The 16,975-nt window shown below is 59.4% G+C and carries 20 protein-coding genes; 10 read left to right on the top strand and 10 right to left on the bottom strand.

Features of this window, described 5'->3' with window-relative positions; all coding sequences use genetic code 11:
• Positions 1-99: 99 nt before the first annotated feature.
• The 5 genes from ACYU7Z_RS11785 to ACYU7Z_RS11805 are packed head-to-tail and all read right to left on the bottom strand — an operon-like array spanning position 100 to position 4,589.
• Entirely contained in the window at positions 100-1,002 is a 903-nt protein-coding gene (locus ACYU7Z_RS11785) for a hypothetical protein (RefSeq protein WP_460570675.1), read from the bottom strand.
• Between the two features lie 14 nt (positions 1,003-1,016).
• Positions 1,017-2,207: a hypothetical protein gene (locus tag ACYU7Z_RS11790; RefSeq protein WP_460570677.1), complete on the bottom strand. Its 1,191-nt coding sequence runs from the start codon at positions 2,205-2,207 to the stop codon at positions 1,017-1,019.
• Positions 2,208-2,210: 3 nt separating this feature from the next.
• A complete protein-coding gene (locus ACYU7Z_RS11795) occupies positions 2,211-2,897 on the bottom strand; it encodes a hypothetical protein (RefSeq protein ID WP_460570679.1) in 687 nt (228 codons plus the stop codon).
• The gene (locus ACYU7Z_RS11800) at positions 2,875-3,429 is read right to left on the bottom strand and encodes an RNA polymerase sigma factor (protein ID WP_460570681.1); all 555 of its coding nucleotides are present in this window, start codon (positions 3,427-3,429) and stop codon (positions 2,875-2,877) included. Before ACYU7Z_RS11800 ends, ACYU7Z_RS11795 begins: the two co-directional genes overlap by 23 nt.
• 8 nt (positions 3,430-3,437) lie before the next feature.
• On the bottom strand, positions 3,438-4,589 hold the full coding sequence (locus ACYU7Z_RS11805; RefSeq protein ID WP_460570683.1) for an acyltransferase family protein: 1,152 nt from the start codon (positions 4,587-4,589) through the stop codon (positions 3,438-3,440).
• 130 nt (positions 4,590-4,719) lie between these two features.
• On the opposite strand from ACYU7Z_RS11805, the gene ACYU7Z_RS11810 reads away from it, so the two are divergent.
• Together ACYU7Z_RS11810 and ACYU7Z_RS11815 are read left to right on the top strand one after the other, a co-directional pair.
• Positions 4,720-5,619: a hypothetical protein gene (locus tag ACYU7Z_RS11810; protein WP_460570685.1), complete on the top strand. Its 900-nt coding sequence runs from the start codon at positions 4,720-4,722 to the stop codon at positions 5,617-5,619.
• Positions 5,620-5,838: 219 nt separating this feature from the next.
• Positions 5,839-6,375 (top strand): CPBP family intramembrane glutamic endopeptidase, encoded by a 537-nt coding sequence (locus ACYU7Z_RS11815; protein WP_460570687.1) that lies wholly within the window; start codon positions 5,839-5,841, stop codon positions 6,373-6,375.
• Positions 6,376-6,398: 23 nt separating this feature from the next.
• Here ACYU7Z_RS11815 and ACYU7Z_RS11820 read toward each other — a convergent pair whose 3' ends face one another.
• Positions 6,399-7,505 carry an MBL fold metallo-hydrolase gene (locus ACYU7Z_RS11820; RefSeq protein ID WP_460570689.1) on the bottom strand — a complete coding sequence of 369 codons (1,107 nt, stop codon included), beginning with the start codon at positions 7,503-7,505 and terminating at the stop codon, positions 6,399-6,401.
• A 198-nt stretch (positions 7,506-7,703) separates the two neighbouring features.
• Between ACYU7Z_RS11820 and ACYU7Z_RS11825 the strand changes: the two genes are divergently transcribed.
• The 7 genes from ACYU7Z_RS11825 (at position 7,704) to ACYU7Z_RS11855 (ending at position 12,767) form a co-directional block, all read left to right on the top strand.
• A complete protein-coding gene (locus ACYU7Z_RS11825; RefSeq protein ID WP_460570691.1) occupies positions 7,704-8,126 on the top strand; it encodes a GxxExxY protein in 423 nt (140 codons plus the stop codon).
• 271 nt (positions 8,127-8,397) lie between these two features.
• Complete coding sequence (locus tag ACYU7Z_RS11830; RefSeq protein WP_460570693.1) at positions 8,398-9,414, top strand: fatty acid desaturase; 1,017 nt, start codon at positions 8,398-8,400, stop codon at positions 9,412-9,414.
• A gap of 167 nt (positions 9,415-9,581) precedes the next feature.
• Positions 9,582-9,842 (top strand): hypothetical protein, encoded by a 261-nt coding sequence (locus tag ACYU7Z_RS11835; protein ID WP_460570695.1) that lies wholly within the window; start codon positions 9,582-9,584, stop codon positions 9,840-9,842.
• A 443-nt stretch (positions 9,843-10,285) separates the two neighbouring features.
• Positions 10,286-10,798 carry a hypothetical protein gene (locus tag ACYU7Z_RS11840; RefSeq protein WP_460570697.1) on the top strand — a complete coding sequence of 171 codons (513 nt, stop codon included), beginning with the start codon at positions 10,286-10,288 and terminating at the stop codon, positions 10,796-10,798.
• A gap of 2 nt (positions 10,799-10,800) precedes the next feature.
• Positions 10,801-11,571: a hypothetical protein gene (locus tag ACYU7Z_RS11845; protein WP_460570699.1), complete on the top strand. Its 771-nt coding sequence runs from the start codon at positions 10,801-10,803 to the stop codon at positions 11,569-11,571.
• A gap of 85 nt (positions 11,572-11,656) precedes the next feature.
• Positions 11,657-12,220, top strand: coding sequence for an RNA polymerase sigma factor (locus ACYU7Z_RS11850; RefSeq protein WP_460570701.1), 564 nt, complete (start codon positions 11,657-11,659; stop codon positions 12,218-12,220).
• Positions 12,195-12,767 (top strand): hypothetical protein, encoded by a 573-nt coding sequence (locus tag ACYU7Z_RS11855; RefSeq protein ID WP_460570703.1) that lies wholly within the window; start codon positions 12,195-12,197, stop codon positions 12,765-12,767. Before ACYU7Z_RS11850 ends, ACYU7Z_RS11855 begins: the two co-directional genes overlap by 26 nt.
• A gap of 73 nt (positions 12,768-12,840) precedes the next feature.
• Here ACYU7Z_RS11855 and ACYU7Z_RS11860 read toward each other — a convergent pair whose 3' ends face one another.
• From ACYU7Z_RS11860 to ACYU7Z_RS11870, 3 genes are all read right to left on the bottom strand, one after another.
• Positions 12,841-13,548, bottom strand: a complete 708-nt coding sequence (locus ACYU7Z_RS11860; RefSeq protein WP_460570705.1) for a DNA alkylation repair protein — start codon at positions 13,546-13,548, stop codon at positions 12,841-12,843.
• Between the two features lie 59 nt (positions 13,549-13,607).
• Positions 13,608-14,144, bottom strand: a complete 537-nt coding sequence (locus ACYU7Z_RS11865) for a hypothetical protein (RefSeq protein WP_460570707.1) — start codon at positions 14,142-14,144, stop codon at positions 13,608-13,610.
• A gap of 112 nt (positions 14,145-14,256) precedes the next feature.
• A complete protein-coding gene (locus tag ACYU7Z_RS11870; protein ID WP_460570709.1) occupies positions 14,257-14,472 on the bottom strand; it encodes a hypothetical protein in 216 nt (71 codons plus the stop codon).
• Positions 14,473-14,612: 140 nt separating this feature from the next.
• Here ACYU7Z_RS11870 and ACYU7Z_RS11875 point away from each other — a divergent pair, with 140 nt between their 5' ends.
• Entirely contained in the window at positions 14,613-14,801 is a 189-nt protein-coding gene (locus ACYU7Z_RS11875; RefSeq protein WP_460570711.1) for a hypothetical protein, read from the top strand.
• A 13-nt stretch (positions 14,802-14,814) separates the two neighbouring features.
• Here ACYU7Z_RS11875 and ACYU7Z_RS11880 read toward each other — a convergent pair whose 3' ends face one another.
• Entirely contained in the window at positions 14,815-16,968 is a 2,154-nt protein-coding gene (locus ACYU7Z_RS11880; protein ID WP_460570713.1) for a TonB-dependent receptor, read from the bottom strand.
• Positions 16,969-16,975: the final 7 nt, after the last annotated feature.

Consider the following 16,975-nt stretch of genomic DNA (forward strand, 5'->3'; position numbering starts at 1 on the left):
AGACGCACGTTTTTTCGTTCGACACTAAAAGCAAAGCAACAGGTGCAAACGGGGGGCCGCAGGGCTGCGGCGTGGACAACTTGCCACGGGTGTTGATTATCAACGTCGTGTCTTTCCCGCCCCGTCATCGGGACTATCGATCACCCAATCATACCCTTTCATGCTGCGGTAAGCCAACGGCAGGCCTTTCCGCTGATGTTCCGCGAAGCTTCCATTTGCCTGCCTGGTCATCATGCGAAAATACCCGGGCCGGTCCCCGATTGGTTCACCGTATTCGGCGGTATCTGTAGCCGTCCCGTGCCACCGCAGCGTGTAGACCTCCACATCGCCGGGATGGCCATAGCCGAAACCGAGGATCGTATGTTGTGCCGGGAGAAAAGTGGCGTTAAAGAATTCTTGTTCCGGCCCCAAACGATGCGTCGACGGCCCATAGCACCAAACATGGTAACGCTCGCGCGGGCAACATCCGGCACTGCTGTAATCGGATAACAGGAAGTCATTGACAGCATCGCCATTCACATCGCGCAGCGTGTCGGAAACCGGGTCGTCGGTCCCGGTGGCGAGGAGCAGGCGCAGGTGTTCGCCCTCCCGCTCATAAAATCGCACGCGCACGCTGCCGGGAATGCTGACTGTTACCTGGAGATGCGTTTTGCCCGCAACGAACAGGTGACTCTGGTGCAGGGATACTGTGACGTTCCATAAGCTGTCGGCCGTAATTGCGCTGTATCGGTGCCTGAATCGGGTCGGAGGATGGCGCTGCGCGAATGCCAAAGCGCTATCGAAGACGGGAACCAGGCGAAGGCTGTCTTCGATGTCGCTATCGAAGTGGCCTTGCTCATCGGCGCCGATTTGGATGGAGTCGAGGGGAACCATTGTTTGGGCAGGCCGGACTTCGCGTCCCGAGCAGCTTTCAAGAACGCAGAAAAGTACCGGCAAAAAAATGGAGGGGCGCGAGAACATAAAAAAACCGGCAATGGATGTTTGCCGGTTTAAAAGGTACAAATTAAAAGATTCGTTTACTCGATGTTGAGTGTCAGCTTGAGGCTGGGGCTGAAGTTCCTGAAGAAGCCATTGAAGAAGAACTCGGGCTCGATAAGCAGGTTCTTCGTTTGCAGTCCGGGCAGCGAGAACTTGAAGGTCCCGGATTCGAACGTGTTGCCGCGCTGGTGACGCAGATAGCCGAACGAAAAGTTTTGGGCGAACATCGGGGCCTTTGCGCCGGGCGCGCGGTGATCGATGCTGTATTGAAATGTCGCGAAGTCGTTGCGGTCCATGCTGACTTTGCCATCGGCATTGCGGCCGAACGTGAAATAGGGTTCCCAGATAATGCGGTAGTGCCGCGTGGTGGTTGCGCTGCTGTGGCTCGTCAGCTCGATACCGGTACCGGCTGAGGGCAGCCAGCTGCCGCGGGCAAACTGGAATCCTACCTGCACGTAGGGAGAGATGGAAAGCGGCGCATGCGGGGCAACACGATCAGGCGAAACTTTTTTGCGCGTGCTCACGTCGTAGGCTGCCGAGAAGTGCGCCAGGTATTGCTTGGACGGGTCTTTGTACAGGTTGCGCCCGAGTTCATCCTTTACATGCGTAAGTGCCCAGTGCAGGTCGGCGGCCGACAGGCGCGGAAGGTCGGTGATGTTGTTCAGCACCAGCGTGATCACATACGGAAGACGGGAAGGGTTCGCCGTATACCGACCGTTCACGATCTGCGGCTGCCCGCTGTCGCGCGAGGAATCGGTAGTATAAAGAATAATGCGCAGTGAGTCCTGCTCCACCTTCACCTGGCTGGTGTCGTTGCTGCGGATGCGGTACACCTCGCCCTGCTGCGGCGTTTCGAGGATGCGCACCTGCACATCATCGGGGCCGCCGATGCGGTAGTCGATGCGGCGGCTTACGAGCGGCTTATTGAGGGAGTCGTAGAATGGTTGCAGCCCGGTCCAGACGGCGCGGAACAAGGAGTCGAGGTCGTTGAGCTGCTGCAGTTGTCCTACATAAGAAACCTCGATGCGCATTGTGTTGCCCCCGACAAGACCAAAGGTGAACTGGTGTTGCAGGCTGCCCGAGACCGGGTTGTTGAACAGGAGCTCGCTGCGGCTTTGCGGCGCCCCGGCATAGGGGCTTTGGTAAGGCCTGGGCACGTCGGTTTGGGCAAAAGAGGCCGTTGTGCTGCCGGCGAGCGCCAGCAGCAGGAACACATACAGGTGTTTCATATACTATTGATGGGGTTTGAAAACAGAGAGCAGGGTGCGGGGCTTTCGCTCGCCGCTACCGTCGGAGAGATCGGGATTGGGGCCGGCATTGACGCTGGCGGAGTGGAAAATGCTGTAGTTGCTCCGCTCCTCAACCGGCGGCTCGTTGGAAGCGATAAGCACGGGGGCGTTCTCGTTGATATGGCCGATGCGGAACCGGCGTCGTTCCGGCTGGACCGGCCCGGAGGCGGCAACGCTGGTGGCTACGGCATTGGTTCGTTGCGTATCTAGCGTGGCCCCTGGCGTTGAATACGCTAACGTTTGCTGTGACGGCTCCGGCTGCGGCGCTCCAGTTGCCGGCTGCCGCGTCGCGTGCTTCCGTATTTCTACGGTAGCGGTTTGCGGGATGGCAACATCCGGCGTGCTGACAGCTTCCCGCGACGCCCCGATGCTTTCTTTGTGCGGTTGTACGCGCGCCGTTTCCGGTTGCGGCCGTTGTGGTTGCGGGCGAAGCCACCAGCCCAGCGCAAGTGCCAGGAGGAGCGTGGCTGCCACCGAAAGGCGCATTACGAAAACCCGGCGACGGCGACGGGCGAGGCTGCTCTCGAGCCCGGCCCACACTTCGGCCTCGCGAAAGCGTACGCCTTCGGGCATTTCCGAAAGCAGGTCGGTTTCGGCAAACAGCGGCTTATCGGGATTGTCGGAGCGCATATTCGGGGTTTGACTGGATGAGTAATTGCCGGAGCAGCTGACGGGCCTTGCTCAGTTGCGATTTCGAAGTGCCTTCGCTGATGCCCAGGAGTGCCGCGATTTCCTTGTGCCCGTATTGCTCGAGCACGTAGAGGTTGAAGACGGTGCGGTAGCCCGTGGGCAGCTTCATGATGAGCGAGAAAATCTCGCCCGCCTCGAGGCCTTCGAGTACGCGCTCTTCGTCGGGAAGCTCGGGGGCGTCTTCGACGGCCACCTGCAGGAAGCTGTTGTGCCGCCGAAGGTGCATGAGGCATTCGTTGACCATGATCTTGCGGAGCCAGCCAACGGTCGCCCCTTCGTTGACATAAGAAAGGCGGCCGATGTTGTCGAAGCATTTGAGGAAGCCGTTGTGCAGCACTTCCTCCGCAGCCTCGTCGCTGCGCACGTAGCGCCGGCAAAGCAGAAACAGCGGCCGCGCGAAGCGCTCGTACAGCGCTTTCTGCGCCGCAGCGCGTCCCTTTTGACATTCCTTTACCAGCAGTTGCAGTTCCATGGCGTTGTCTAAGGTAAATGCGCCGGTTGCCCGGCCGGTTGCCCGGCGCCGGATTTTTTTCGTAAAATTTTTTCGCGCAGCCGCAGTGCCGGCTTTTCTACCCCCACATGCAGGAGCCAGGCCGCGAGCAGCGTCGTAGCCAGGCAGGCAAGAAGCATCGCGTTGCCCTCCGGGTCCAGCCAGGTGCCCAGCAGGCGCTGCGTGGTATGGATGCTGATCTTGTGCAGCAGGTACAAGCTATACGAGTAGGCGGCAAGCTGTTCGGAAAGCCGCAGCCGTTGCCGGAGAAAACCGCTGGGAGCGAGCGCCGCCAGCAAGAGGAAGCCATACCCGATCGCAATTATGGGGTAGCCGAACACGGATGCGGGCTCCGTCAATTGATCGAAGCAAAGGAAACTGGCACCGGCGAGCAGCGCACAGCCCACCAGCAGCCAATACCTTGAGTGGACCAGCAACTGCTGAAACAGTGCAGGGCGGTAGGCCTGCAGGGCGGCAATGCCTATGCCCGTCAGCAAGCCATCGAGGCGGCACCAGGTGGGGTAGTAGATCCATTGGAGCCATTCGAGGGCAAAGCGGTCATCGTCGGCAAGCGGCGCCAGGCGATAGTTCCAGGTCAGGTAGCGTGTGAGAATGCCGGCCGGTAGAACTACGGTCCACCGCCAATGGCCCCGGAAAAACCGGCGGCCACCGGTGAGCAGCAGGAGCAGCGGGAACAGCGCATAAAATTGCTCCTCGATGCAAAGCGACCAGGCGTGCGAAAAGCTCGAATGGCGGCCCAAGTCGAGGCCGATGTTCTGCGTGAACGTGAGGTACTTCCAGAGCGGCGCGGGCGTGCCGCGCTCCCGGAGCACAGGCACGAGCCAATAAAGCATCAGCACTAAAACGTATGGCGGAATGATGCGCCAGAAGCGGCGTATATAGAACCGGCGCAGCGACAGTTGCCCGGTTTTCTTCAGCTCGGAAAACAACCCGCCCGCAATGAGATAGCCGCTTAACACAAAGAATAGGTCCACGCCCGTCCAGCCAAAGCGTCCGCCTTCGAAGGTCCAGGCCGGGTGCGGAAACAGGTGACCGTAATGATAGAAGAACACCAGCAGGATGGCGAGCGCTCTCAGGTGATCGAGTGCGGGAAGGTGACGGGACGAAGAAGCGGGTGGCATGGGTGCTTAAAAGTAGTGGATTGGTTTCGGAGCCCATCGACAACCCATGCGCCCGAAGAAACGGTTCATGCAGACCGGCATCTCGCTGCCGGACCGGGGCGTCTACATTCGCTTTCCTAACAACGAAACCATGCGAAAGAAAATCGTTCAAAGCCTGCTGGTATGCGTCGGCGCGCTGCTGGCCTTTAGCACGCACGACGTGCTGGCCGAGTTGGGCAGCACGGTAGCCGAAGTAAAGGAGCTCACCGTAAAGCAGGTGTATGCGCGGCAATACAGTATGCCCTGGGTCAACAACCGGGTACGCAGTGCCTGCAAGGCCCTCCCGGCCGGGGCCCGCGAGGCCGCGATGCTCGCGCTTGGCAAAGTGGTACGCGACTACGTGAACTCGCCCGAATTTGAAAAAGATTACTTTGCCTATGTAGCCGCCAACAAGCACTACAACGGCCCGGCGCCGGAAGATGAAAAGATGGCGGCCGAGCGCAAGCGCCGCGAGGAGTATGAGCTGAAGCAACTCAATGATCCGCTGTCGCTCGACGGGGCAGCCATGTTTTGCAGCTCCAATGCAACGGCAGCACGTACGATGCTCGACCTCATAAAAGAAAATCCCGACCTGCCGCTTCCGATGAGCAAGGCCGACTACGAGAACATCGAAAAGGAAACAAAGCGTCTCCGCGCGCTCTTCGATACCGACAAGGAAGCGTTCAGGAAGCAATATGCCGTGTTCAAGGTCGACCTGGAGATCCGCTCGCAGCGCGCCTCGCAGCAGCACGATGCGACGGAAGAAGCAAAGGACATCGCCGATCGCAAAGACTATAAGAAGATCATCCGCGCGCAGCTCGAGCAATTCCTCGAGGCTACGGCCCATATCAACTTCAAGGCAGCCACGATGAAGAAGGGCGACAAGACCGTGTTTGTGGATGCGCCCTACGAAGCGATGCCGACGGAGTGGAAGTTCTACTTCCGCTGCGGCCCCGAAGCAGTTGGCGGCGCCCGCAAGTTCGCGCAGGACTGGCTGAACGAATTAAAGTAACTGCAAACAAACAGTGAGTCGGATAGGTAAGAGGCCCCGCGTCAGCGGGGCTTTTCTTTAGCCAGCGCGTAAGCAACAGGCTTAACTTCAAACAAAAAGCAAATGGAACTGTCGGGGGTATACAGGAGCAGCCGGGCGATAGGGCTGCTGATCTTTCTTTTTGGATTTCCTCACCTGGTACCGCTGCCCTTTTTTTCGTATGCCTTACCGGGCGCCGGTTTGCTTTATTTCTTCCTGAAGAAAAATCGCGTTGGCTGGTCGGACCTTGGATTGGTCGGGCGCGGTGTTCCGATTAAGCCACTTATCGTCGGCATTGTATCGGGCTTGCTGTGGCTCGCATTCAACAAGTGGGTGTACCATCCCTTTATCATTCATTACCTCGGGGCGCCTCTGTACACAGACTACGATTTCATCCGCCATCATCCGTTGAACCTGTTCATTTCTATTGCGGCGGCCTGGCTGGTCGGGGGGCTCTACGAGGAGCTTGTTTTCCGTGGCTTCGCCCGCAGGGTGCTGGAGTCGTTTACGGGCAACAGCAACGGGGGCTTTTGGATCGCGGCAATAGCAGGAAGCCTGCTTTTCGGGCTGTATCATTTTCAGCAGGGGATATTCGGAATTGCCGGTTCGGCGATGGGCGGACTTTACTGGCGCCTGTTGATGCGGCGCTTTTCGGAAAACATCTGGTACCCCATCTTCTCGCACGCTGTATTCGACACCGGCGCCCTGCTGCTGATCTATTACTCCATTCCGCTTTGAGGAAGCAAGCGTTGCTCCTCGTATCAGTGGACGCTTTCCCACCACTTCTGTTGCGGCGCGGGCGCATCGAGGTTTACCAGCTCGCCGATCATCGGGTGAAGCAGCGGCATACCCTTCTTCCCGGCTTCGGCGAAGGCGCGGCGGATGGGCTCGTCCCAATCGTGGAGCGAGAGCGCGAACTTGCCCCAGTGCACGGGCATGAGGCGGCGGGCGCCAAGGTCGAGCGCGGCCTGTACGATCTGCTCGGGCATCATGTGGATGTAGGGCCAGTAGTCGTTGTATTGCCCGCATTCGAGGAGCGCGAGATCGAAGGGGCCATATTTTTCACCGATACTTTTGAAGTGCGCGCCGTAGCCCGAGTCGCCGCCGAGGAAGAGGCGCCGCTGCGGTGTTTGCAGTACGAAGGAATTCCAGATGGCGCCGTTGCGCTTGAAGCCGCGGCCTGAGAAATGCCGCGCTGGTGTGGCTGCGATGTGGAAGCCGTCGGGCAGCTCTTTTTCTTCCCACCAGTCGAGCTCGATGAGTTGCTTTTTGGCAAAGCCCCAGCGCTCGAGATGGGCGCCGGTGCCGAGACCCGTAATAATACGGTCGACCTTCGGCTTGAGCGCCAGCAGGGCCTTGTAGTCGAGGTGATCCCAGTGGTCGTGGGTGAGCACGAGGTAGTCGATGCGCGGGATGTCCTCGGGCTTGTAGGTATCGCTGCCGGGGAAGGCCCTGGTGCTGAACGAAAAGGGCGACGCGTGCCCGCTCAGCACGGGGTCGACCAGGAAGGTTGTGCCTTCGGCAAGAAGAAAGTAGGAGGAGTGCCCGAACCACGCGAGTACATTCTCGCTGCGATAGAGGTTCCTGAGGTCGCTGCGTACGGAGGGCAGCGGTGCGGGTGGCCGGCGCTTGGGGTTGCGGGTGAAGAGAAAGGCGCGCATGGCGGTGACCATCGTAACGCCCTCGGCGAGCTGCGGCGTCGGCTCGGGGTTCTGGAACTGCCCATCGCGGAAGTGCGGCGATGCCTCGATCCGCTCCTTGCGGGCACCGGTGGATGGGGCTCCGAAGGGGGTGCTGCGGAGCACAAAAAAGGCTATTAAAACAATAAACAAGACAAGGCCTGCCAGGATAAGGAGTGTGATCAGCATAGCATTCAGTTCCCTCCGAAGGTAGCTTCGGTACAAGGGCCGGAAGGCAAAGAAGGTTCGGAACCGCGAAGAAAGAAGAAAAGAAGGTATACGCAAAGGCCGTTATTAACCACGGATTTTGATGGGAAAAACCGCTTCCATCGGGAGTCAAAATCACATGGCCATAAGCATAGGGCGATGATAGTTTTGAACAAAAACATGGAACAGGATATCGAGAAAATCGCGGCCGATATTGTGGATGCGGCCATTGCCGTTCACCGGGCCCTGGGCCCCGGATTGTTGGAGTCGGCGTACAAGCTGGCCTTCGCCCGCGAGATGGAGTTGCGCGGCTACAAAGTCCAACTGGAAGTCCCGGTACATTATCATTATAAAGGTGTTGATCTTGGTAAAAGCTATTCTATGGATGTGTTGATCAATGACCTTGTCCCCGTGGAAATTAAGGCGACGGAAGACATCGCTCCCATCCACCTGGCGCAAACGCTGACGTATTTAAAGCTCTATGACCGCCGCCTTGGCTTTATGCTCAACTTCAACGTCATCCTGATGAAAGATGGGATCAGGCGGGTCGTAAACAATTGGCATTATCAAAATCAGCCAGCCAGGGAAAGAATGAATAAGTAGAATAGGGTTCGGAACCGCGAAGGACAAGAAAAGAAGACGGTACGGTAGGCAGATAGTCAAAGAAGCCCTTCGCGTATACCTTTTTTCACTTCTTTCTTCGCGGTTCCGAACCTTCTTTCCCTTTTTGCCCTTCTTGTGGCCAGTTTTCTAGCCTGCTTCCGGCGACCGCGATGGGGTCCGTACCCAACGATAAGAAGAGGCCGTTCCCCGCTTTCTGCGTGTGCTCTCCCCCTTATCTCGTACCTTCATAAACCTTAATAGACACCTGAAGATGAAGCGTACCGATTTTGTTTATGCCACCGGCCCCGAGCCGCACCGCGCCCGCACCCGCGCCATCCTGAAAGCCCATCCGGAGATCCGCCAGCTGATCGGGAAGAACCCGCTTTCCATCGTAGCCATTCTCGGCCTCGTGGGCCTGCAGGTTGCCGGCGCCGTTCTGCTGGCCGACGCCTCCTGGTGGTGGATCCTCGCCGCCGCTTACTGCGTGGGCGCCTTTGCCGACCATGCCCTCTTTGTGATGATCCACGAGTGCGCGCACCGCCTGCTCTTTAAAAGCCCCGCTGCCAACCGCGTTGCCGGTATGCTGGCCAACCTGCCCCAGATCTTCCCGAGCTCGGTGTCGTTTGAGAAATACCACATCAAGCACCATTCCTTCCAGGGCAACCACGACCTCGACGCCGACCTGCCCAACAAATGGGAAGCGAAGCTGATCAACAACTACTTTATCGGCAAGGCCATCTGGTTCCTGCTGTACCCGATCTTCCAGGCTTTCCGCGTGGCACGCCTCAAGGAGATCAAGCCCTTCGATGCCTGGACGGCCGCCAACTGGGGCGCGCAGATCCTGTTCACCGCGGCGGTTTGGTACTTCCTCGGACCGAAGGCGGTTGCCTTCCTCACCCTGAGCTTCTTCTTCTCCGTGGGTCTGCACCCGCTGGGCGGCCGCTGGATCCAGGAGCACTACCTCACCCATAACGAGGAGCAGGAAACCTTCAGCTATTATGGACCGCTCAACACGGTGGCCTTCAACGTGGGCTACCACAACGAGCACCACGATTTCCCCTCCATTCCCTGGAACAAGCTCCCGCAGCTGAAGCAGACGGCCCTGCCGTTTTACGACTCGCTGCATGCGCATCGCTCCTGGACGAAGCTGTGGCTGCGCTTCCTCTTCAGCCGCGAGCTGTCGCTGTTTTCGCGCGTGGTGCGGAAAGACCGCGGTGCCGTAAAGCTGACCGACGAGTCGAAACCCGACATCGAACTGGTGAAACGTCCCATGGCTGAAACTGTGTAAGCACCGCACACGGAAACCACGGAAATCACGGAACTACAACAGGAGCCCCGTCGCAATGCGACGGGGCTCTTTCTTTTAGCAAATGAATTTTCCGTGCCTTCCGCGCTTTTTTATGTGAGCCCCCCGTGGCCCCGCGTTTGCAGGGAATGCCCAAACTCTCTCTTACCATGATCGAGAAGCAGCACATCAATGGCCGCGACGTGTGGCTCAAGGTGGACGTCGTGCCCGCCAACCGTAGCAACCCCAACACGATCCCCACCGAGTACTTCTCGGCGTCCTTCTTTACCGAGGAGCCCGCGGAAGATGGGGCGGCGGGGATTGTTATCCTCGATGGCGAAGGGCAACCCAAGCTCTTCGAGAGCCCCGTTGCGGCGCTGTCCTATGCCCGCAAGCGCTTCGAGATGGGAGAGGTGAAATCGGTGGAGTAAGGCCGCCACGCACACACAAAAACAGTGAGCCCTGACCGATAGGCCGGGGCTTTTTTAATCCAGAAACAGGAAGGCCCCGAACGAGGCCTTCGACTTTTTGGAGACTGTTTAGAGAAAGCGTTTTGGTTGCGACCTGTATCAAGCGTTGGTTGGCAGTGATGGAACAAAGCAACGACAACGGTCGGCGGATCCCTATACTTAAAAGGCGGTATTTTTCGGAGGCCCCGCAACGCGGGGTTCAGGGTCCCCGGGAACAGAGCTGGCTGTATGGAGGGTGACCCGCGGGGGCATCGACACGAAGCCGCACTGCTTTCCCGATGCTGCCCCGGTGCCGGCTATGCGCGACGGCCCCGCGGGATTTTTCGGGCTTCGGGATTTTTTTTCGATTTTCACCAACCCTTCCGCCGGAGCCCGTGTCATAGGAGCAAATAACCCCCGACAACATGAAACGAAACACCTCCCTGCTGCTGTTGCTGGCGCTGTGCGCCGGAGGCCTGCTGACGGCCTGTAAGAAAACAGCGGCGACCGAAGAAGATTACGGCCCGCGCATTATCGGTCTCGACGACTCCAAGGCAGCCGTGACGACCGGCGCCTGGTACTTTGCGCACGAGGCCGTCGTGTACGGTCCCGACGATGTGGACCATGGCGGTGGCGATGCCTGCAAGGAAGATGACCAGTACCGCTTCGACCTCAACGGCGATGCCGCGGTGCAGTGGGGCCCCAACGACTGCTTTGGCTGGCCCATTCCCTCGGGCTCCTATGCAAGCTGGGCGCTGTTCAACGATGGCAATAGCCTGCGTGTCAGCTACACCCGCCAGATGCCCGGCGGCCACGATGCCGGCGATGTGGTTCTGTGGGACGTCTCCTGGCTCTCGCAACGCAAGATGGTCCTGCGCCGCAACGTGCAGGAGTACAACAAGTCATACACGCTTTACGACACCTACATCAAACGTTGAGCATGCGCCGCACATTTTGCTTTCTTCTTCTCACACTGAGCCTCGCCCGGAATGCCCGGGCGCAGGCCTTTACCGAGCGCGTGTACCTTACCGACAGCGTCACCGTGTACGAAGGCCTCATCATCGAGCAGGCGCCGTCGAAATACGTCAAGATCCTGCGGCGCGCGCAGAAAGACACCGTGACCGTTCCGCTCAACCAGATCTGGAAACTTACCAAGGACTATCCCGCTCCCGATACAACAGCGCCAAAGCCAAAGGCGCAGCCCGGGCGCCGTACGCAGGTGGCGTACGTTGAAGTGCTCGGCGCCGGCGGCGTAAACTCGATCAACTACGACACCCGTATTTCTACAGGTGGCCGAAACGGCTGGGGAGTACGCGCCGGCATCGGCTACTGGAAAGTTCCGACGATCTCGTACTACGCCGATACGCTTCGGCAGGGGTTGATCAGCCTGCCGCTGATGGTCAATTACCTCGTGGGCCGGCGAACAAATTTTCTCGAGCTGGGTCTCGGGGTCACTTACTTTCTCTGCAAGCCGGAGCATCCATACGAAGGCCCGAAAGACCAGTATACGATCCAGGAGGTGGGTGCGCGCATTCCCTCCGTGCTCGGCTCTTTCATGATCGGCTTTCGCCATGTGCCGCTGAAGCGGGGCTTTGTATATGGCTTTACACTGAACCCGCTTGTCGGCAAAAGCTTTACCATCCCCGACCTCGGCACGCACCTGAATTTTGTGCCCAGCATCGGGATCAAGCTGGGGTGGAAATGGAGTTAAGATCGCGGATCTCGGATCTTGGGATCCCGGATCCGGGAAGTCAAAAGTGAAAAGTCAACAAGGCAATGCCGCTTATCCTCGCAACTTGGATCAACAACAACTCGATATCATCCTCCAGGGCCTTGAAAAGGGCGATGCGCGCTGCCAGGGAGTCTTCTACCGCTATTGCCATAGCGAGCTGATGAAGGTGGCGCTGCGCTATCATTCGTGCGCGGATGATGCGGCGGCCTCGTTCAACAAGGCGATGCTCCAGGTATTTGCGCGGGTGAAGGAATACCGCCGCGAGGGGCCCGTGCTTGGCTGGGTGCGGCGCATCGTTGTGAACAGCTGCCTCAACGCGCTGCGCGATGGCCTGCGCTTCCGCGCCGCCGAACTTGCCGATGGCGCCGAAGAACACTTCAGCGTGCCGCCCGAGGTATACGGTATCATTGAGTCGCGCGGGCTGCTGGCGCTCGTGCAGGCACTTCCCGATACCACGCGCACCGTCTTCAACCTTTATGTGCTCGAAGGATATACCCACGAGCAAGTGGCCAGCACGCTCCGCATCCCGAAGGGCACATCCAAGTGGCACCTGCACGAAGCACGCACCCGATTGAAAGAACAACTCCTGCAACGACACGCACATGAAACTCATCTTCTCCAGAAATAAAGACATACCGCCTTTCGACGACGCGCTGCGGGCGGCGCTCGGGGCCCTCCCGGCCGACGAGGCGGCTGCCGCGCGCGACTTCGCCGCGTTTCAATCGCTGCAGGCCGAAGCGGAAAAGAAGAAGCGTCGCCGCATCCTGTTCTGGTGGATGCTGCCCGTGGCGCTCCTGCTGCTGGCGGGTGCCGGCTGGCTGTCTGTTTCTTCGCATGGGGACAAGCCCGCCGCTTCGGCGCCGGTGATGCAGGAGCCGGGAAAGATCGTTGTTCATTCGGGTACACCCGTAGCAGAACCTGCGATGCGGGAAACACCGGGTATTGCGGCAGCGACCAGGCAAGCAGCTCCGTCAGCGTCGTTGCCGCCTTCGAAGAAAGGGGCCGTAGCAACCAACCCATCCGGCTTAGCGCAAGCACCGGTTACTGCTGCTGTCACATTTGCCGATACGGCGATGGTCGCACCCGTGGCCGCCACACAAATTCCAAAACCGATGCGCGATAGCGCTTCCCGCAAAAAGGAGCAGAAGCAGGATACCTTAAGCATCATCTGGTAAGGGCGCAGCACACGTTGACGGGGGCATTGGCCAGGCAAAGCGCGCTTGCTATTTGCCGGAGTACGCGCGAAGCCTACTTCTCCATCAGCTCGCGCTTTGCTGCCAGCGGCATCTTTTCGATCGCATAGCGAAGCGCCGTGCGGGGCATGACGCTCTTGTGCGCGCGTACGAAGTCATAAACAGTCGCCTCGTTCTTTTTGCAATGCTCCTTCAGCAGCCAGCCGTAGCCTTTTTGCACGAGGTCGTCGTCATCGTGGAGCAGGCGGCGCGCGATATCGAGGCTTTCGGTAAGAAACCTGCCGCGCCGCGCCGGGTCGATGAGTGAAACGGCTGATGCGCGGCGGAGCCAGCGATTGGGTGCCGCGGCCCAGCGTTGCAGCACCGGCCATTGACGCGGAAATTTTTCGAAGAAGGCGCCCATCGTTTTGTTACAGAAGTCATCGCAGGCCGCCCAGTTGCGCACGTAGTTGTCGATCCAGGACTCGAAGCGCGGAAGATCGCTTTCGGTAAATTCCTTTCGTCGTGCATAGACCCAGGCCGCTGCGATATGTGCTTCTTCCATCTTGCCCGATCGCCACAGCGAATCGCAGTGGGCAAACACGGAATCCTTGCTGGATCCTTTCAGCTCTTTGCCGAAATGGGCCGCGAGTGATCGCGTGTCGGCCATCTTAAGGCCATAGGCATCAATGGACTCTTTAAAAAAGCGCTGCGCGCCTTCGCGGTTGCGCGGATCAGCCGCCGCCGCAAGCTCTGCTCGTAGGTTGCTCAGGAGTTGGTTCATCGGGTGAAGATAGCGGTCGCGCAGAAACGCCGGAGGCTTGAGCTGCCGCCCCGTCCGGGCTATTTCCTCCGCTTGTAGGTGAAGTCGTAATTCACCTGCGCCGTGGCGGCGCCTTCGGCCGTGAAATCCTGCAGCTGGCGCACCTCATCGGGGCCGACGTTGTAAAACGTCAGGTGACCGCTTCCTTTCCTGCCGGGGATCGTCGAGGTAAATGTGAAGCGCATGGCGCTGTCGCGGTATACACCCTGTGCATAGGTCGTGTTGCCGCCGCCCGAGCCGGCATACACCTGCACCCAGCAGCCGGCCACGGCGTCGAAAAAGTTGATGCTGTTGCCGAAGTTCGTACCGTTGGCGGCCTTCCATTGCTCGAGTACGGCGCAGCCGCCTTCGGCCTTGCTGACGTGGCTGTGCCCGACGAGGACGGTTGTTCCGGTAGCATAAACATCCCATTCGCCGATCCAGAAGTCGAAGTCGCCGCGGTGCGGCCCGTTGAGACAGGGAAGTGCCGCTGCAGCCGGGGCAGGAGGGGTGGTTTGGGCGTTACCGGCGAGGGCGCTGAGGAGCATCATTGTCGTGCCGAGAAGAAGCAGTTTCATACGCTGGCTTTTTGCGGGCGCATTGCCCGATAAAAAGCTACGGCAGGCACGGATGGATTGCCGGTGATATTCGATAAGCGGCCGGAAAGAGGCCTGGGGCGGCCCGGGAAGCTCAGCCCTGGCCGGGAGCAGCGGCCGGGTGCCGGTTGCAGCCGCGGAGCCGGTCGTGAAGCGTTATGCTGAGGGTGGTGGCGCGTTGGCGCAATTCCTCAACCTCACTCCATGGGGCGTCGTTGAGTAAAGAAATTCTCAGATCGGCCATGGCGCCTTCATAGGACCGCTGCAGGGCTTCAAGGTCCATTTGCTTCAGTTGCTGAACGTGTTTCAAAGCAAAGTAAGATGAGGGTTCCGTAATACTACGTGAGGGGTAGGAGGCGAGTTTTGTGCCAAAATGGGCCGCCCGGCCTTGGCATCCACTTTGATCGTATACCCCCGCTATTGCTCCATAACCCCGACAACCTGCCGACTATGACAAACACGTTTGATTCCAGCGACCTGGCAGCCCTCAAGCAGCAGTTCCAGGAAAAACGCCTCCAGCTTCAAACCACACAGCTTGATCCGCTTGCCGAACGGGTCATTTACCGCGAGCTCAAAGCCCTTCAATACGCGATCAGCATGAAGGAAGCCGAGAAGGTGATACTCACGCTCGAAGAGTAACCGCGGGTACTTTTCAAAACCGGATCTTGATGCCGCAGTTGACGACGAAGCCGTCGAGGGGGGCGTAGATGTCGCCGAACACCGGCGCGACCGCCGTTCCTGTAACGACCGGCCCGGAACGGGTTTGCCGTGTGTCGCCGATATTCTCGAAGTTGACGAACAACGCCCAGCTCTTCCAGCTCCGCTCCGCCATCAGCCCGGCGATCCAGTACGCCCGACCCGTGCTACCGTCCGTGAGTTGCTGCCGGCTGTAGTAATATCCTTCCAGCCCGATCTTCCATTTTTCGTGCAGCTCATATACCAGCACATTGTTGAGCCGGTGCTTTGCCGTCAGCGGCAGCGCCGTGCGGCCGGTGCCGGTATCTACTTGCGCATTGGTATAGGTATAGCCAACAAACAGCTTGAACGCTCCATAGAGAAAGCGCAGGTTTACCTCGGCGCCGCGGCTGTCGAGGCGGCCGTTGGCGTTGCGGAACTCGAGCGACCCGCTGCCAGTTGGCAGCAGCACAAGGGGCCGGTTGAGGCGCGTGTAAAAAAGGAGGGTATTGGCGCTGAAACCCAGGTTGCCGAAGCGCTTGCGGTAGTTGACGTCCCAGCTGATACCGGCTGAGCGCTCGTTGCGCCCCGCCGCTGCACCGATCGGCAGCACGTTGCGGAACTGCAGGCGCTCGGCTTCTTCGGTAAAGATTGTCGGCGTTTTGTATCCGAGACCGCCGCCAAGGCGCATCGTAGTATTTGTAGAAATACGGTATAGTGCCGAGAGGCGGGGCAGGAGCTCCAGGCCGTAGCCCTGCGAAATATGGTCGGCGCGAAGGCCACTCTCGAGTGTCAGCTTCGCTACCGGCGACCAGGTGTTTTGCACGAAGATTCCCAGTGTTGTGTAGTGGTAGTCGCGCAGTGCCTGCTGTCCTGAGGGGCGCTCGCGGAGATTGTCGGTAAGCAGGTTGGCGCCCAGCACCCATTGCAGCTTCTTGCTACGCTGCATCCAGGTAAGCTCCGAGAAGGAGGATCGCTGGCGGGCATCGAAGGCATAACCCGGGATCGTGATGCGGCGGTCGAAAAGGCTGTAGCTGTTTTTGAGCTGCAGGCTACTATGGTCGCTGATGTGCTGCGTGATGCCGGCCTGCACGGTCCCGCGGCTACTCTGGTTGCGCTCCACGAAGCCGTTGCCGCCGTGGCGGATCGTAGCGAGGTGCCCGCCGCTGCGGTCTTCTGTGCTGTACGAAAGCCCGATGTCGGCCGTCGTGCGCGTGCCGTAGAGAAACAGCCGCGGACTAACCGTGTATCGTTCCGACTTCGGAAGGGCGGTAAAGCCATTCCCCGCCGGATCGTAGGGTGCCGTAGAATTACGGGCAGCATAAAGAGTAAGGCCGCTGCGTTTGTAGCGCTCGCTGTAGAAGGCACTCAGGTCGAGGCCGCCGGCGCTCGTGCCGTTGGCGAGGATGTCGAGCACGCGCTTCGGGCCCGGTGTTTTCGACACGAGGTTGACGAGCCCCGCGATGGCGCCGCCGCCGTAGAGCGTTGACGCCGATCCCTTGATTACTTCCACCTGCTGCAGGTCGAGGGGCGCTACCTGGAGGATGCTGAGGCCGCCGGCAAAGCCCGAATAGAGCGGGTAGCCATCGCGAAGCAATTGCGTATAGCGGCCGTCGAGGCCCTGGATGCGGATGCCGGCCCCGTAGGAGGTGGCGGAGGTTTGCTGCGTCTGGATGCCGGTGCTTTCGTTGAGGAGCATGCGGATGTCGCCGGGCTTCATGTTGCCTTTTTCGGCAAGCTCCTCGCCTGAGATCACCTCGATGCGTGTCGGCGTGTTGGCGATGCTGCGGCTTGTACGCATTGCCTGCACCACAACGGCTTCTTCCTCGGCGGCTTCATCTTCGACGAGAACGATGGTGAACATGCTGTCGGCAGGCAGCGGGAAGGTTGCGACAAGTGTTTGCGGTGTGTAGCCCACGAACGACAGCGTGAACCGATGCGTGCCGGCGGGGATGTTGTAGAGCACAACGGACCCGCTGCTGTCGGCGGCACTGCTGCGGCCGCTCCATTGAACGGTGGCGCCGGCAAGCGTCTCGCCTTCGTCGTTTTTCACCGTGGCGCGGAAGGTCGTTTGCGCCCCCGATGCAAGCGAGAGCAGGAGCAGGAACAGAAGGAGAAGCGATCGCGGCATGCGCGAA

It is taken from the genome of Flaviaestuariibacter terrae, assembly GCF_054777635.1.

What these genes read in the sequence shown, in the direction of transcription:
- ACYU7Z_RS11790 (WP_460570677.1), bottom strand. Translation starts at nt 2,207, where the DNA reads ATGAAACACCTGTATGTGTTCCTGCTGCTGGCGCTCGCCGGCAGCACA.
- ACYU7Z_RS11795 (WP_460570679.1), bottom strand. Translation starts at nt 2,897, where the DNA reads ATGCGCTCCGACAATCCCGATAAGCCGCTGTTTGCCGAAACCGACCTG.
- ACYU7Z_RS11800 (WP_460570681.1), bottom strand. Translation starts at nt 3,429, where the DNA reads ATGGAACTGCAACTGCTGGTAAAGGAATGTCAAAAGGGACGCGCTGCG.
- ACYU7Z_RS11805 (WP_460570683.1), bottom strand. Translation starts at nt 4,589, where the DNA reads ATGCCACCCGCTTCTTCGTCCCGTCACCTTCCCGCACTCGATCACCTG.
- ACYU7Z_RS11810 (WP_460570685.1), top strand. Translation starts at nt 4,720, where the DNA reads ATGCGAAAGAAAATCGTTCAAAGCCTGCTGGTATGCGTCGGCGCGCTG.
- ACYU7Z_RS11820 (WP_460570689.1), bottom strand. Translation starts at nt 7,505, where the DNA reads ATGCTGATCACACTCCTTATCCTGGCAGGCCTTGTCTTGTTTATTGTT.
- ACYU7Z_RS11825 (WP_460570691.1), top strand. Translation starts at nt 7,704, where the DNA reads ATGGAACAGGATATCGAGAAAATCGCGGCCGATATTGTGGATGCGGCC.
- ACYU7Z_RS11830 (WP_460570693.1), top strand. Translation starts at nt 8,398, where the DNA reads ATGAAGCGTACCGATTTTGTTTATGCCACCGGCCCCGAGCCGCACCGC.
- ACYU7Z_RS11835 (WP_460570695.1), top strand. Translation starts at nt 9,582, where the DNA reads ATGATCGAGAAGCAGCACATCAATGGCCGCGACGTGTGGCTCAAGGTG.
- ACYU7Z_RS11840 (WP_460570697.1), top strand. Translation starts at nt 10,286, where the DNA reads ATGAAACGAAACACCTCCCTGCTGCTGTTGCTGGCGCTGTGCGCCGGA.
- ACYU7Z_RS11845 (WP_460570699.1), top strand. Translation starts at nt 10,801, where the DNA reads ATGCGCCGCACATTTTGCTTTCTTCTTCTCACACTGAGCCTCGCCCGG.
- ACYU7Z_RS11855 (WP_460570703.1), top strand. Translation starts at nt 12,195, where the DNA reads ATGAAACTCATCTTCTCCAGAAATAAAGACATACCGCCTTTCGACGAC.
- ACYU7Z_RS11860 (WP_460570705.1), bottom strand. Translation starts at nt 13,548, where the DNA reads ATGAACCAACTCCTGAGCAACCTACGAGCAGAGCTTGCGGCGGCGGCT.
- ACYU7Z_RS11865 (WP_460570707.1), bottom strand. Translation starts at nt 14,144, where the DNA reads ATGAAACTGCTTCTTCTCGGCACGACAATGATGCTCCTCAGCGCCCTC.
- ACYU7Z_RS11875 (WP_460570711.1), top strand. Translation starts at nt 14,613, where the DNA reads ATGACAAACACGTTTGATTCCAGCGACCTGGCAGCCCTCAAGCAGCAG.
- ACYU7Z_RS11880 (WP_460570713.1), bottom strand. Translation starts at nt 16,968, where the DNA reads ATGCCGCGATCGCTTCTCCTTCTGTTCCTGCTCCTGCTCTCGCTTGCA.